The 13,577-nt window shown below is 61.4% G+C and carries 14 protein-coding genes; 1 reads left to right on the forward strand and 13 read right to left on the reverse strand.

Features of this window, described 5'->3' with window-relative positions:
* Positions 1-99 precede the first annotated feature (99 nt).
* The 12 genes from G6020_RS03850 to G6020_RS03905 form a co-directional block, all read right to left on the reverse strand.
* Positions 100-1,290: an FAD/NAD(P)-binding protein gene (locus tag G6020_RS03850; RefSeq protein ID WP_347238301.1), complete on the reverse strand. Its 1,191-nt coding sequence runs from the start codon at positions 1,288-1,290 to the stop codon at positions 100-102.
* The gene (locus tag G6020_RS03855) at positions 1,287-1,844 is read right to left on the reverse strand and encodes a GNAT family N-acetyltransferase (protein WP_182609711.1); all 558 of its coding nucleotides are present in this window, start codon (positions 1,842-1,844) and stop codon (positions 1,287-1,289) included. The genes G6020_RS03850 and G6020_RS03855 overlap by 4 nt, the downstream gene beginning before the upstream one ends.
* Positions 1,841-3,343 (reverse strand): NtaA/DmoA family FMN-dependent monooxygenase, encoded by a 1,503-nt coding sequence (locus tag G6020_RS03860; protein WP_182609712.1) that lies wholly within the window; start codon positions 3,341-3,343, stop codon positions 1,841-1,843. The genes G6020_RS03855 and G6020_RS03860 overlap by 4 nt, the downstream gene beginning before the upstream one ends.
* A complete protein-coding gene (locus tag G6020_RS03865) occupies positions 3,340-4,815 on the reverse strand; it encodes an LLM class flavin-dependent oxidoreductase (RefSeq protein WP_182609713.1) in 1,476 nt (491 codons plus the stop codon). The genes G6020_RS03860 and G6020_RS03865 overlap by 4 nt, the downstream gene beginning before the upstream one ends.
* Before the next feature lie 99 nt (positions 4,816-4,914).
* The gene (locus G6020_RS03870; RefSeq protein ID WP_182609714.1) at positions 4,915-5,871 is read right to left on the reverse strand and encodes a carbohydrate ABC transporter permease; all 957 of its coding nucleotides are present in this window, start codon (positions 5,869-5,871) and stop codon (positions 4,915-4,917) included.
* Between the two features lie 30 nt (positions 5,872-5,901).
* On the reverse strand, positions 5,902-6,702 hold the full coding sequence (locus G6020_RS03875; RefSeq protein WP_347238302.1) for a sugar ABC transporter permease: 801 nt from the start codon (positions 6,700-6,702) through the stop codon (positions 5,902-5,904).
* A 282-nt stretch (positions 6,703-6,984) separates the two neighbouring features.
* Positions 6,985-7,908: a phosphodiesterase gene (locus tag G6020_RS03880; RefSeq protein ID WP_182609715.1), complete on the reverse strand. Its 924-nt coding sequence runs from the start codon at positions 7,906-7,908 to the stop codon at positions 6,985-6,987.
* Between the two features lie 54 nt (positions 7,909-7,962).
* Positions 7,963-8,712 carry a tyrosine-protein phosphatase gene (locus tag G6020_RS03885; RefSeq protein WP_182609716.1) on the reverse strand — a complete coding sequence of 250 codons (750 nt, stop codon included), beginning with the start codon at positions 8,710-8,712 and terminating at the stop codon, positions 7,963-7,965.
* Positions 8,713-8,720: 8 nt separating this feature from the next.
* Positions 8,721-10,079 carry an ABC transporter substrate-binding protein gene (locus G6020_RS03890; RefSeq protein ID WP_182609717.1) on the reverse strand — a complete coding sequence of 453 codons (1,359 nt, stop codon included), beginning with the start codon at positions 10,077-10,079 and terminating at the stop codon, positions 8,721-8,723.
* The gene (locus G6020_RS03895; RefSeq protein ID WP_182609718.1) at positions 10,076-11,278 is read right to left on the reverse strand and encodes a sn-glycerol-3-phosphate ABC transporter ATP-binding protein UgpC; all 1,203 of its coding nucleotides are present in this window, start codon (positions 11,276-11,278) and stop codon (positions 10,076-10,078) included. The genes G6020_RS03890 and G6020_RS03895 overlap by 4 nt, the downstream gene beginning before the upstream one ends.
* Positions 11,279-11,387: 109 nt before the next feature.
* The gene (locus tag G6020_RS03900) at positions 11,388-11,549 is read right to left on the reverse strand and encodes a hypothetical protein (protein WP_182609719.1); all 162 of its coding nucleotides are present in this window, start codon (positions 11,547-11,549) and stop codon (positions 11,388-11,390) included.
* A gap of 6 nt (positions 11,550-11,555) precedes the next feature.
* Positions 11,556-11,909, reverse strand: coding sequence for an SIS domain-containing protein (locus G6020_RS03905; protein WP_347238303.1), 354 nt, complete (start codon positions 11,907-11,909; stop codon positions 11,556-11,558).
* A gap of 44 nt (positions 11,910-11,953) precedes the next feature.
* Here G6020_RS03905 and G6020_RS03910 point away from each other — a divergent pair, with 44 nt between their 5' ends.
* Positions 11,954-12,718, forward strand: coding sequence for an IS6-like element IS6100 family transposase (locus G6020_RS03910; RefSeq protein WP_001389365.1), 765 nt, complete (start codon positions 11,954-11,956; stop codon positions 12,716-12,718).
* Between the two features lie 229 nt (positions 12,719-12,947).
* Here the strand turns inward: G6020_RS03910 and G6020_RS03915 are convergent.
* On the reverse strand, positions 12,948-13,577 hold a 630-nt coding region (locus tag G6020_RS03915; RefSeq protein WP_182609721.1), incomplete at its 5' end, for an FHA domain-containing protein.

Below are 13,577 nucleotides of genomic sequence, written 5' to 3' on the forward strand. Positions count from 1 at the left end.
CGTCCGAGATCACCGCAGCAGGCCAGTCGGCTGCCGGGGTGGTGCCGGTGATGCGACTCGCGGAAGATGCTGGTCTATCTCGCCTGGCTGGCGAGCATGTCACCGTGCCGGGCGATAAGGGTGCGAACGCTGTTCGCGCGCGAAGACGCCCCATTCACCCCGAACCAGCTCGGGATGCCCCGTAAACAGCTCGCGATAGTAGCCAGTGAGCAGTTCGGCCGCGACTAGTGGCCATACATCGGCGTCGAAGTCGAGTGACATCTGCGAGGCCGCGACACTCTCGTGAAATGCGACGCCCAGGTATTCGAGCCTCGTCGTGTCACCAAGCTGCTGCGTCGTTACTTTCGATCGATACGGCACGCCACGACGCGAACCAATATGCAGCACCGGCTCACGCCCACTTGGCAGATAGCGCAACTTCTCTCCGTCGGGCACAAACTTGCCCCCACGCCCCTCGGTGAGCAGCACGACGAGATCGACGGCGGCGAGACCCATGCCACGCACGATGACGTCAACGCCGGGCATCACCCAGTCGAAGTCGGCGTCGGCAGTGAATGCCGGTGGCACATAGCTGAGGCCTTGTCGCTCGGCGAAATCAGCAAGCTCCTGAGACTTCGGCGAGGGCTCCGACCCGTTGTGTCCGATCGTGTGCAGCACTAGATCAGCTTCGAGCGAGGCTCCTGATTCGAGGCGTACGAAGTACGGTGTAGATTGGTCGCCCGGCCGATTCAAGGGCTCCTCGACGGCGATGACGCGATCCTGCACCCACTGCACCGATACCCCCGGCGCGGCGCGCGCGATAATTTCGCGATAAGCCCATCCCAGGTAGGCGCTGTTGAGGCGCCGAGTCGGGAATGACTCGTGTGTGACCTCGCGTAGCTCACGCTCGAGCAGGTCATCCCACCAGTCAGGCCGTGCGATGCGCCCCGCGCGTACCTCTGCAATCCAATCGGAGAGTGAAGGGCCCGGCGAGATGGGACCATCGATTTCGCAGGATGCATCGGTGAATACGGAATCATCGCGCAGCATCGTGTTGAGCTTCAGAAGCGGAGATTGGGTGCGGCGCCAGATGCGCCCGCCGCCCGGTTCATACGGATCAACCAGCCGGATATCGAGCTTGAGGCCCGGGTAGTCGCGGGCGTGGTTCGCGAGCATGCGTTCGAGCATCATGATGCCTGCTGGCCCAGCGCCGACCCCCACAATGCGCACAGCATCAGCGTCACCAACAGCACTTGCACTTGTACTTGCACTTGCACCGACGCCAGCTCCGCCAGCACCTGCTTCGATCACGCCGCCGACTCCGAGACCTCGGCTGCACGCCCCTCAGCACGCTGGGCATCCGAAGGCAGCAGCTTTTCAAACGGCAGCGGGCCTCCAATCTCATCTCCTGAAAGGTCGGTGTCGAAGAGCGGCGTGTATCCAGTGGCGAGGTACAAGGCCCGGGCCTCGGGTTGGCGCGGGCCGGTGGTCAGGTAGATGCGTGCATAACCGAGTCGCGCGGCCTCGCGTTCGAGTTCGGCGAGCACGATGCGGGCGAGACCCTGGCCGCGCCGCTCGCTGCTCGTCCAGACCCGTTTCACCTCGGCCGTTGCCTCGTCGTACGGCATGAACGCGCCGCCCGATACGGCCTCACCCTCATGCAGCAGCACAAGAAAGGCACCAAGCGGCGGTGCGAAACGCTCAGCCGGATAACGTTCGATCTCCGCAATGGCGGGTTCGCCCATGATGTCAATGCCGTATCGCTCGTCGTACTCACGCTCGAGGTCCTTCAGCAAAGGTGCAGCGATCGGGTCATGGTACGTGACGTAGGCAAATTCGTAGCCCGTGTCAAGACTGTGGCTCATGCCGCCACCTGTATTTTGGGCGAGGGATCAGCGATACCTGCGGCAACCTCATCTTCAACTGCAGCAACATCGTGTGGCAGGGCCGGCGGAGCGGGCAGGCCGAGAGTTTCACGCAGGGTCGAACGCAGCGTTGAAGGCCGAGCTGACCGCTCAGCAGATGTCTGCTGTCCAGGATATTCAGTGCGGAACACGCCGCGTTCTTGCAACATTGGCACCACGCGGTCGACAAACTCATCGAGCCCGCCCGGCGTGAGGTGCGGCACGAGCACGAAACCATCAGAGGCTCGCCCCTGCACGTGCCGGTCGATCTCATTCGCAATAAATTCGGGGGTGCCCACAAAGGTGTGGTTGGCAGTTTCTTTGACCACGAGTTCGCGGAGGGTGAGCCCCTCGCTTTTGGCGCGTTCGCGTAGCCTGCGCGCATTCGAAATGCGGTCGATGAGCTGCGGGTTGTGCTGCCCCTCGCGCAAGATGCCGTCACCCGGGTCAATCTCAGGCAGCGGGCCGTTCGGGTCGAGGCCCGGGAGGTCTTGCCCCCAGACGGCCTCGATCCAGGCGAGCGCTGTGGGCTCACTGATTTGCTGGAAGGCAATATCACGCGCACGATCGCGTGCCTCGGCGTCAGTGTCGCCGAGCACAAAGGTGGCGGCAGGCAAGATTAGCAGCCCATTCTCGTCGCGGCCGACCGCCGGTAAGCGGCCTTTCACGTCGCTGTAAAAGCGCTGGCCTTCTGCAAATTCGCTGTGCCGCGAGAAGATAATCTCGGCGTGACGCGAAGCGAAGTCGCGGCCTGCCGGCGAATCGCCCGCCTGCACGATGACCGGATACCCCTGCGGGCTGCGCGGCACAGTGCTGGTGGCGGTGATGTCGAAGTGCTTACCGGCATGGGTGACGCTGTGCACGAGCGACGGATCAATGAAGTTGCCGCCCTCAGCGTTCGCCGTCACCGCGCCGGGTTGCCACGAGGCCCACAGCTTCTTTGCGACCTCGACGAATTCCGTCGCACGTTCGTAGCGTTCAGCGTAGGGGAGGTACCCGCCGCGGCGAAAGTTGCCGCCGTGGAATGCGTCAGACGAGGTCACGACGTTCCAACCCACGCGGCCACCCGAGAGCTGGTCAATCGTGGCGAGCTGTCGCGCAAGCTCGTATGGCTCATTGAACGTGCTCGAGAGAGTTCCGACAACGCCAATATGTTCCGTGACCGATGCCATCGCTGCGAGAATCGGCAGAGTGGCAGGTCGCCCCGCGACGTCGAGGTCGTGAATCTCACCGCCGTGTTCGCGCATGCGCAGCCCTTCAGCGAGAAAGACATAGTCGAAAAACCCGCGTTCGGCGGTCTGAGCGAAGCGCCGGAAAGATTCGAAGTCGATCTGGCTGCCCGACTGCGGGTCGCTCCAAACAGTCTGGCTATTGACGCCCGGGAAGTGAGCAACCAGGTGCACCTGTCGTTTGCCGCCTTGCTTCTGACCGTGACCGTGATCCTGATTTGTTGCGCTCATGCTGCGACCTCCTGATGTTGTGCTGCTGCATTGGTTGCATTGGCTGCATTGGCTGCATATCTATTGAGGGCTGCGCCGAGCCCGAAACGCTCGCGCAGCGATAGCTGAGTACCCTGCGACTCGACGTCATGAACCGAATCAGAATCAGAAGCAGAAGCAGAAGCAGAAGCGGAGTGCGAGACTATGTTCGCGAGCCCCCGACGGCGTAGCTCAGGCAGCAGCTCGTCTGCGATCACACGCACATCAAATGGCTGGGCCAGCGGGCGCAAACGGATGCCCTCGATGCCCACGTCTCGCCACTCGGCTATAACGTCGGCGATCTGCGCTGCTGTGCCGGTCGCCACACGGGCATCACCCTCGAGCCGCGGGCCGACTGCGTCGAGTCTCGCGATGCGCGCGGCACCAGTTTCGGTAGCTTTCGTTACAGCGGCGCCAGTTTCAGGGGCACCGGTTACAGAGGCACCGTCGAACGCCACAATGAGATCGGCGACGATGCGCAAGGGCGCAAGGCCTCCTTGACGTTGTTCGCCTTCAAGCCCTTCTGTGCGCCCCCTGGCAGCCGTATCCTCAGCCTTGCGCACAGCAGCCACGATCTCTGCGGCAGTGCGCCCGTACGAGGCCCCGCCACGGGCGCTCTGCGGTTCCGGGGTCACGAAGACAACATCCGCCGCCTCGGCAGCAAGCCGGTAGACGGCATCGGAATGCGCGAGCAGGGTGACGGGCGGTCGGCCCTGCGGCGAGCGCGGCACAATCGAGGGGCCTGCGATTGAGAACCGCTCGCTTTCGAATCGCACGTGGTGCAGTTGGTCCCTGTCGAGAAAACGACCGGTGTGAGTGTCCCTGATAATGGCGTTGTCTTCCCAACTATCCCAGAGCCTGCTCGCGACCTCTGCTACGTCGGCGGCTTCAGCGAGTAGTTCGTTCAGGCCTGCATCGTCATCACCCGCAAGCACCGCGGCAGTATCGACATCGGGCGCAGCGCGACGACCGAATGCGGTGGACTCAGCCTCGCTCGGTGAGATGCGCAACTGCCAGCCGGCGCGACCCGCCGAGACGTGGTCGAGTGTTTGCAACGCTGTTGCGACGTGGAAGGGCTCAGTGTGAGTCGTGGTGACGGTGGGGATGAGGCCAATACTGTGAGTGAGCGGGGCGATCCAGCTGAGCAGCAGCAGGGCGTCCAGGCGGCCTGCCACACGGTCTGTGAACGGATACGGTGCAGCGGTGCCAAACGATTCGGGACCGTGAGGTTCGCGGTGCAAGCCCACATGCTGCAGCGCCAGTGAGTCATCGACGCTGACGTAGTCAGCGCCGGCGTCGTCGAGCACGCCGATCAGGCGCTGCCAGTGGTCAGGTGCGAATAGCGTGTGGGGGTCGGCATCATGTTCGCGCCAGGCTGCGGGATGAACGCCGGCGCCGTCGAGAGCGACGCCGACGGTGAAATGCGATGCAACGGAGTGGGTTGTGTGAGGCATGGGGTCGAGGCTATGACGAAATTTGCGGCTTGCCCAGCACGCCTGAAACATTCAGTAACGTAATGTGTGCCATTACCATTCGTTACATTGAGGCAAGTCCTATTTCAACCCCGAACGCACGAAGGCATCAACTACATAGCGCTGTAAGAAGATGTAAATCAATAGGATCGGCAGACAAGCCATGGCGCTCGCAGCCATCACCGCACCCCAGTTGTTGCCTTCAGCCCCGAGGAAGCCGCGAATGCCCACCTGAATAAGCGCGTCCCCCTGCTGCATGATGAGCGCTGGCCAGAGGTATTCATTCCAAGCGCTGATAAACAGCATGATGCCGAGAGCCGCGAGGGCCGGGCGCAAGTTCGGCACCACGACTTCCCACAGTGTGCGCCACGGGCCACGACCATCCATATCCGATGCCTCGAGCAGTTCGCGCGGAAATGATTCGAGATGTTGACGCAGCAACATCACCGCAAATGCGGCGGCGAGCTGCGGGATCATGACTCCAATCACCGTGTTCAAGAGCCCCATCTGCGAGATCAACACATAGTTCGGGATCATCGTCACCTGGAATGGCACAAGCCACGAACCGACGAACAGCAGAAACAGGATCTTCTGCCCCCGAAACGACCAGCGCGCGAAACCATATGAGGCCAAGAGCGCGATAAACAGCTGACCGACCGCAAGCCCGAGTGCCATCCCGAAGGTGTTGGCGAGCATGCCGATGATCGGGATAGTGCTCCACACGTATTCGAAGTTCTCGAGACTGAACGGACCGGGCAGCGGGTTCGACGAGAGCATCTGATCAGCAGGCCGGAACGCCGTGACGAACATCCAGTAGATCGGAAAAACTGAGATGATCGCGAGCACCGTGAGTAATATGAATGCCGGAACTTTGCCGATGCGGCGGCGGGTACGGACCCGCGAGAGTGCCTTTGATGCGGCCCGGGCCGCATCAAAGCGACTCTGCCCGGTGTTCTTCTGCGCCGCGTCAGCCTTCCCCGGTTTGGTCGCGCCCTGCAGGGTGGCGTCGTGCTGCGAAGCGACAAGCGTGAACGTCATGCGTGAATCCTTTGTGTCGAGTGCGGGGGCTCAGTTGTCGTGAAAGCTCAGTCGTTCTGAGAGCTCGACAAAGAGGAGCGCAATGAGACCAAACACAATAAAGAAGAGTGTGCCGGCCGCGGCCGCGAGCCCCGCATCAAAGTTGCGGAAACCGAACTGGTAGAGCAAGTAATAGATGTTTGTGGACGAGTTACTCGGGCCGCCCTGCGTGACGAGGTCAATGATCGGAAAGGTCCACTGCGCCGAAAGCAAGATCGTCATGAGGCCCAAGAACACCAATGAGGGCGAGAGCAGCGGCAGCGTGATCCGCCAGGTGATTTGTCGTTCAGTCGCACCGTCAGTGGCGGCAGCATGTCCGTAGTCAGGGCTAATTCCGGCGAGTCCCGCAGAAACCACAAGCACACCAAAGCCGAGCATCTGCCAGCCGACAATCACAATGATGGCCAGCATTGACGAGTCAGGGTCTCGAAAGACATTGCCCATCTCAATACCGAGTGTGCGCGCGATGGCAGGTATCGTGCCGCCTTCTGGTGCAAACATCCAGCGCCAGATCGCGCTTGTGGCGACCGGTGTCACCAGGAACGGTACGAAGATGAGCGCCTGGTAGATAGTCTTTGCCCGACCCGCAACCCGGCGGGCAATCAACGCAAATACGACGGGCAGCGCCACTGAAAGTAATAGGAAGGCGCTGATGTAGATCACCGTGTTCCAGAGCGCCTGATGCAGTTCAGGCAGACTCAACACGGTCGCATAATTTTCCAACCCAACCGGAATCTTCGGCTGGGTCGGAATGAGGTTCCAGTCGTAAAACGACAGCTCGAAGGTCTGCACGAGTGGAGCATACGTCCACACGATGAGCAGCACGACGGCTGGGAGCACATAGAGGTAAGGGGTGATCGTGAAGCGCTCTGTGCGAGCGGGGCGACGTCGCTTAACCGGACGTGCCCTGCCCTTCACTGGCGCAGATACCCTGTCTGGTACGACACGGGTTTCGGGCGAAAGCTGGGGTTCTAGTACCTCGGTGAACAACCGTAGATCCGTTCTGCTGGAAAATGGGGCCTGCGGGGATCCGGGGCCGTGCTGAACTTCCGCACGGCCCCGGAAGCCAGGAGACTAAGCGAATTCAGGCTCTACGGAAGCGGAAGCCCCCACGCCCTTCGTCATCGCTGCGCTCGCTTCCTCTGGTGGCAGCGAAACCAAAGCCTGCATCTGATCAGCACTCACCTCATACACGGTTGAGAACTCGCCGATCGGAACAACCGTGTGCATGACACGGTCGCCGTACACATGCACGAGGTTGAACCCTTGTGCGCCGTCCTGACCACGCATACCACCGGGTTCCACATTCAGATCCTGCGTGTAGCAAGTCGCAGAAGCAACAGACACGGGCACACCGCCGATCTCACTGAAGGTGTTGAAGTGGAGATGCCCACCGAGCACCGCGCGCACATCAGTGCCGCGAATTGCCTCGGCAAACCGCGCCTGTTCGCGCAGCTCGACAAATGCGTTCGGTTCGATAAGCGACGGCACTGGAGGGTGGTGCAGCGCAATCACCGAGCCATGAGGCGCGGGGGTTGCCAACACATCGGCCAGCCAAGCGTACTGCTCATCTGATATCTCACCGTGGTGGTGGCCCGGCACCGTCGAGTCGAGCGCGATAACGCGCAGACCATTCACGTCAGTAACTGTGTCGACACTCTTCTCGCCCGCATCAGAGTCAAGCAGCACCTTACGAAACGGGGTGCGGGTGTCGTGGTTACCCATAACCCAAATCACCTGCGCGCCGATCTGTGCTGCTGCAGGTTCGACAATGGCACGCAGACGCTCGTAGGCGTCGGTGTCGCCCGTGTCAGCGAGGTCGCCGGTAAAGACGATCGCCTCAGGGCGAGCCTTACTGCGTGAAAAATCCTCGAACAGACGGGCGAGGTTCGCGTCACTATCGATTGAGCCGTGCAATCTATCGGCGCCGCCGACGAAGTGCGTGTCACTGATGTGCAGAATGAAGTGTTCGACTGGGGGATGCTGTGTAGCAGTCATGTCAGTGCCTTTCGGTGTTCATTGCAATCTTTTTGAGGGTTCGGATGACCTGGGTCAGGCCACAAGTCGGCTGCGCAACCGTTCAAGGCCCACAGCATCGAGGCCGTTATTCAGCAGCATGGGCTCAACTCCGCCATACTGCGCATCGATCACCTCGAGCGCCGAGTCGAGCGCCTCGGCAGGGCTTGCGCTGACGAGTTCACGCACGGCCTCATCAACCGGGCCGGCGATACGGCCTGCGTAGGCCGTGAGCATGCTGTTCGCCCACTCGCCCGCGAGATTCTCGGCGCTCGCGGCATAGTCGGCAAGCACCTGCTCACGTGGCACGCCCACTGCGGTGAGCGCGGTGGCGACAACCATGCCCGTGCGATCCTTACCAGCGGTGCAGTGCACGAGCACCCCACCTTCAGGTGCTTCGGCGATCAGGCGCACCGCACCGACCAGCGCGGTCACTCGTTCAGTGGCGATCAGGCGATATATTTCTTCAAGCGAGGGAACCGTGGCTCCGCTCGGCATCGCCGCTCCCGCGAAGATCGGGTGGTGTACGACCTCGACGGCAGTGAGCACACTCGGCGAAGATTGCAGCTCTGTGGCATCGCGCAAGTCGATGACCCGCACAATGCCCTGCGCAGCAAACTGCGAGATTCCATTGGCACTCAACCGGTGCAGCGCGTCTGAGCGCAGCAGGCTGTGTGGCCGGATCACTCCCGCAGTCGCCTCATAACCCGCGGTGCTGCGGAAATTGTAGGTGCCCTCGATGTCGAGCGCACGACCGGCCACAAGCGGCACTGTGATGGAGTTCATGTTGATCCCTAACCGATCAGAGCCTGGGCACGTTCAGCAGCGTCAGTCATCGTGGCCTCTGCGGGTTTACCGAAGTAGACGACCTCTTCAATGGCGGTGGAGAGAATATCGTCAACCTGCACGTAGCTGTTACCGGGGAACGAAACCCAAGGCTGCAGGCGATCGAGCTGCGCGAGGTTCGGCTCAATCAGCGGGTTCTGCTGCGCCCACTCGTGCAGCGCGCCGCCCTCTTCGACCAGACCGGTACGCAACGGCAGGTACCCAATTTGGCTCGAAATGAGTTCGTAAGCTCGATCGCTTGAGAGGAACTTGATGAGCTCCCAGCCGGCACGCTGCTTGGAGGGGTCGTCGCTGAGCACGAAGAGCGCTGAGCCCGAGTTCGTCGGCACCGCTTCCTGATCACCGAAGGCGGGCATTGCTGCGGCCGAGAGGGTCCAACCGCCCGCATCGGCTGCCTGCATAAACATGCCCTGCAATGCTGAAGAGGTGAGGCTCATCGCGACGTCACCCTTGGCGAGACCCTCTATCTGTGCATTCCAGTCGGCGCTACGAAGCACGCCTGCATCGCTCATTTCAGCGAATCGCTCAACTGTTTCAACTGCCTCGGGCGATCCAAAACCGATTGTGCTGCGATCTTCAGAGAGCACCTCGCCACCGTTCGATTTGAACAGGCCCTGCATGCACCATCCACCGCCCTTAATAGTGCAGTTCACATCGAGCGATGGCTTGCCGGTGTGCGCCGAGACCTGCGCAGCGACCTCTTCGACCTTGTCCCAACTGCTGAGATCGGGGGTGCCGGTGACGCCGGCGGCCTGCAACATGTCGGCGTTATAGAAGAGCACCGGTGTCGAGAAGACATACGGCATGCCATATGTCTTGCCGTCCCAGTCAGCGAGCACCTTTGCGTTGGGGTGCATCGGGTTCTCGCCACCGAAGTGAGCCTCGAGTTCATCGGCATCCACGATGTCCGAAAGGGGCTTCGCGCCGAGTTGCGTGGCAGAGTACTCAAGCGCATCGAACGTGAGCTGTGCCACATCCGGCGCCTTTCCGGCGAGCAGCTGTGTCTGCACGCTGCCGACATAGTTGCCCGATGCCGCAGCCGCACCCTGAGTGGGCTGCGCCTTCACGGTGATGTTGGGGTTTGCCTCTTCAAATTCAGAGATCAGCTGGTTGACCGTGTCGGTCCAGACCCCGGCCTGCGTCAGGTTATAGCTCTCAAAGACAATCTCAACTTGCTCATCAGTGCCGAGCTTCGGCACGACCTCCGCTGCCGATTCGGTGGAGGCGCCGCTTGATGAGCAGGCAGCAAGCGCGACGCTCGCGATAATGGCACAGGCGCCAGCGGCGAGTGAACGACGGAATCTCATGAAATGTGGATCCTTTCAAGGGGCGATACAGCTGACATAGGGGGTGTGAGAGGCAGGTTGATGCGTGCGGGATTTTCGTCTTCCGCGCTTCGCGCGTCTGTCGGGCTCCACTCAAGGCGTCGCCCACTCTCCCGATCGAAAAGGTGCACACGAGACACCGGCGCGGTGAGCACCACGAGGTCGCCAAGCTGCCAGGTCTCTTCGCGAGCGCAGGCAGCCGTGACGCGGTGCTCGCCAACGCGACAGTGCACGAGTTGTTCGCGGCCAAGGTTCTCAATGAGTTCGACCGTGCCGCGCAAGGCAACGCCGGCGGTCGGCACCGCCTCGGCCGAACCACCGGCAAACACCGAGAGATGCTCAGGGCGTACGCCCATCACGATGTCCCGCTCAGGGGTCTCACCTGCCCAGAGCACCGCTTCTGTTCCTGGCGCAAATGCCGAGATATGACCCGCGGTCGTAGTGAGGGTGGCGTCGAGAAGATTCATGGCCGGCGACCCGAGGAACCCAGCAGCGAACACCGAGCTTGGGGTGTCGTAGAGCTCTTCCGGCGTACCGTACTGTTCGACGCGTCCGCGATTCAGCAGGGCGATCTTCGTCGCCATAGTCATGGCTTCGACCTGATCGTGAGTGACATAAACAAAGGTGGCACCCAGCTTGCGGTGCAACGCGGCAAGCTCACGCCGAGTCGCAGTACGCAGTTTCGCATCGAGGTTCGAGAGCGGTTCGTCCATCAAGAAAGCCTTGGGTTCGCGCACAAGCGCGCGGGCAAGCGCAACGCGCTGACGCTGCCCACCCGAGAGCTCTTTGGGCTTGCGGTCGAGCAGATGGTCGATCTCGACCGCTTCAGCCGCAGCGCGTACCCGTCGCAAGATTTCATCTTTCGGGGTTTTGCGCACACGCAGCGGGAAGGCAAGGTTCTTTTCGACCGAGAGGTGGGGGTAGAGCGCGTAGCTCTGAAACACCATCGCAAGGTCACGTTTGCGCGCGGGTAACGCTGTGATGTCACGACCGTCGACTTCCAGGCTGCCACTCGTCGGTTCGAGCAACCCGGCAATCATGCGAAGCAGTGTGGTCTTGCCGCAGCCCGAAGGCCCAAGCAGCACCAGAAACTCACCGTCTGCGATGTCGAGGGTAATGCGATCTGTTGCGGTAAAGTCACCGAATTCTCGCGAGATCTGATTGAGTACAAGCCGAGCCACCAGCCACCTCCCATGGAATCAAGTTTCCTGAACTTCGGAACGCAGGAAACGCTTGATTACAGACTGGGCCGCGAGAGTGAACGGAAGGAAATGAAACGAAGAACAGCAGCTACCGGTCTGCTGAATTCGCTCCTGCGGTGTCGCCCTGACCGTCATCACCCAGCACAATCATGGTTTTGGCCTCGGCGATCGATGCGTGCTGCGCAGCAATCGTGCTTGGCAGCCCCTCGAGCGAAACCGCATGCAACGCCGACAGCAACAACATCTGCACGATGTTTCAGGTTACGAAGCTGCCGTTCCAGTCATGAAATCCCGCACCTGCAATCAATACATGGTCGGCGACCTTCGCAAGTTCGGAGCCACCGTAGCTTGTTACTCCTATCACCGTGGCGCCAGACTCGACCGAGAGCTGCGCCGAACGTAGCGTGAAGTGATTCATACCGCTGTCGCTCACCGCAAGACACACATCGCCCGGCTTGAGTAGTTTGGCGGCGATGTGCTGCGCAACAATGTCGACGGGGCTTTCGCACACGCGCCCGCTCATCAAAAAGTTCAGAGCTACCGACTGCGCGGGCGCAAGCGACGCGCCATTGCCCACCACGAGCAGACGTCCGGGCTCTGTTGCAAAAATCGTGAAGCTTGAGCATGCTTGGCGGAGATTGGACGGACGGAACGATGACGGATTTCAAGTGGCGCCATTTCCAGGGTGATGTGATCCTGTGGGCGGTGCGCTGGTATTGTCGCTATCCGATCAGCTATCGCGACCTTGAGGAAATGCTGGCGGAACGCGGCATTTCGGTCGACCATACGACGATCTATCGCTGGGTCCAGTGCTACGCCCCGGAGATGGAGAAGCGGCTGCGCTGGTTCTGGCGGCGTGGCTTTGATCCGAGCTGGCGCCTGGATGAAACCTACGTCAAGGTGCGGGGCAAGTGGACCTACCTGTACCGGGCAGTCGACAAGCGGGGCGACACGATCGATTTCTACCTGTCGCCGACCCGCAGCGCCAAGGCAGCGAAGCGGTTCCTGGGCAAGGCCCTGCGAGGCCTGAAGCACTGGGAAAAGCCTGCCACGCTCAATACCGACAAAGCGCCGAGCTATGGTGCAGCGATCACCGAATTGAAGCGCGAAGGAAAGCTGGACCGGGAGACGGCCCACCGGCAGGTGAAGTATCTCAATAACGTGATCGAGGCCGATCACGGAAAGCTCAAGATACTGATCAAGCCGGTGCGCGGTTTCAAATCGATCCCCACGGCCTATGCCACGATCAAGGGATTCGAAGTCATGCGAGCCCTGCGCAAAGGACAGGCTCGCCCCTGGTGCCTGCAGCCCGGCATCAGGGGCGAGGTGCGCCTTGTGGAGAGAGCTTTTGGCATTGGGCCCTCGGCGCTGACGGAGGCCATGGGCATGCTCAACCACCATTTCGCAGCAGCCGCCTGATCGGCGCAGAGCGACAGCCTACCTCTGACTGCCGCCAATCTTTGCAACAGAGCCAAGTCTGGTTCGGTCGTGATGAACTCGACTACCTCGCCGGTTGCGGCCGCGTGTTCCACTACGAGACTTGCGACCTTGCGGCGGGCGTCTTCGAGGCTTGCCCCGATGACCTTCTGGGGCTGCCCGTTGAGCGTGACGATTGCTGAGCCGTCCTTTTCGGTAGTGGCATGAGCGGTCATGATGCTTCCTCCTTGTGTGATGCGACAGCCGTTGCCGTGGCGCTGCCTCCGGGTGACTGATTCGGCGGGTACGCCTCGATTCGCACGGCGGCGTCTCCGAGCTGCAAACGCACACCGTTGGGAACAACGGTCGGCGTGTGTGGTGCGAGGGGCGTTCCATCGGCCTCGGTGCCGTTTGCTGCGTCTTGATCGGTGACGATCAAGCGGCATTCGTCATCGACGTCGACCAGGGCGTGCGTGCGCGAGCACTCACGGCCAGGGCTGACAAGCGTGACGCTTGTGTACCCTGCAATCTCTTTGGGCCTGCGGCCGAGCACGATGGGCGGTTCAGCGCGCAGCGCTCCTGCGCCTTCGACGTGCACGAGCAGAGTCGGCCGCGCTGCCTTGCGCGGTACGACGATGGTGTGGTCGATCACTGTTTCTTCCTCGGCGGGGGCGGCGTGGTATGCCTCGGGGATCGGGTTGGGGCGCGGCTTGGGGGAGATGACCGGCGTGGGCATCAGCGAAATCGTGCCTTCTGGGTAGACGTAAAACTGCCAGTTGGCGTCAGGGTCATAGGCGATGAAGTGCTGGGCTTGGCCCGTCTGAGTATTTGGAGGTTTGGGGGCCACCGGATATTGCGTTTG

This window comes from Dietzia sp. B19 (assembly GCF_014145155.1).
Lineage (GTDB): Bacteria > Actinomycetota > Actinomycetes > Mycobacteriales > Mycobacteriaceae > Dietzia > Dietzia natronolimnaea.

Excerpts from the sequence above, each read along its gene's own strand:
- G6020_RS03855 (WP_182609711.1), bottom strand. The coding sequence starts at position 1,844 with ATGAGCCACAGTCTTGACACGGGCTACGAATTTGCCTACGTCACGTAC.
- G6020_RS03860 (WP_182609712.1), bottom strand. The coding sequence starts at position 3,343 with ATGAGCGCAACAAATCAGGATCACGGTCACGGTCAGAAGCAAGGCGGC.
- G6020_RS03865 (WP_182609713.1), bottom strand. The coding sequence starts at position 4,815 with ATGCCTCACACAACCCACTCCGTTGCATCGCATTTCACCGTCGGCGTC.
- G6020_RS03870 (WP_182609714.1), bottom strand. The coding sequence starts at position 5,871 with ATGACGTTCACGCTTGTCGCTTCGCAGCACGACGCCACCCTGCAGGGC.
- G6020_RS03880 (WP_182609715.1), bottom strand. The coding sequence starts at position 7,908 with ATGACTGCTACACAGCATCCCCCAGTCGAACACTTCATTCTGCACATC.
- G6020_RS03885 (WP_182609716.1), bottom strand. The coding sequence starts at position 8,712 with ATGAACTCCATCACAGTGCCGCTTGTGGCCGGTCGTGCGCTCGACATC.
- G6020_RS03890 (WP_182609717.1), bottom strand. The coding sequence starts at position 10,079 with ATGAGATTCCGTCGTTCACTCGCCGCTGGCGCCTGTGCCATTATCGCG.
- G6020_RS03910 (WP_001389365.1), top strand. The coding sequence starts at position 11,954 with ATGACGGATTTCAAGTGGCGCCATTTCCAGGGTGATGTGATCCTGTGG.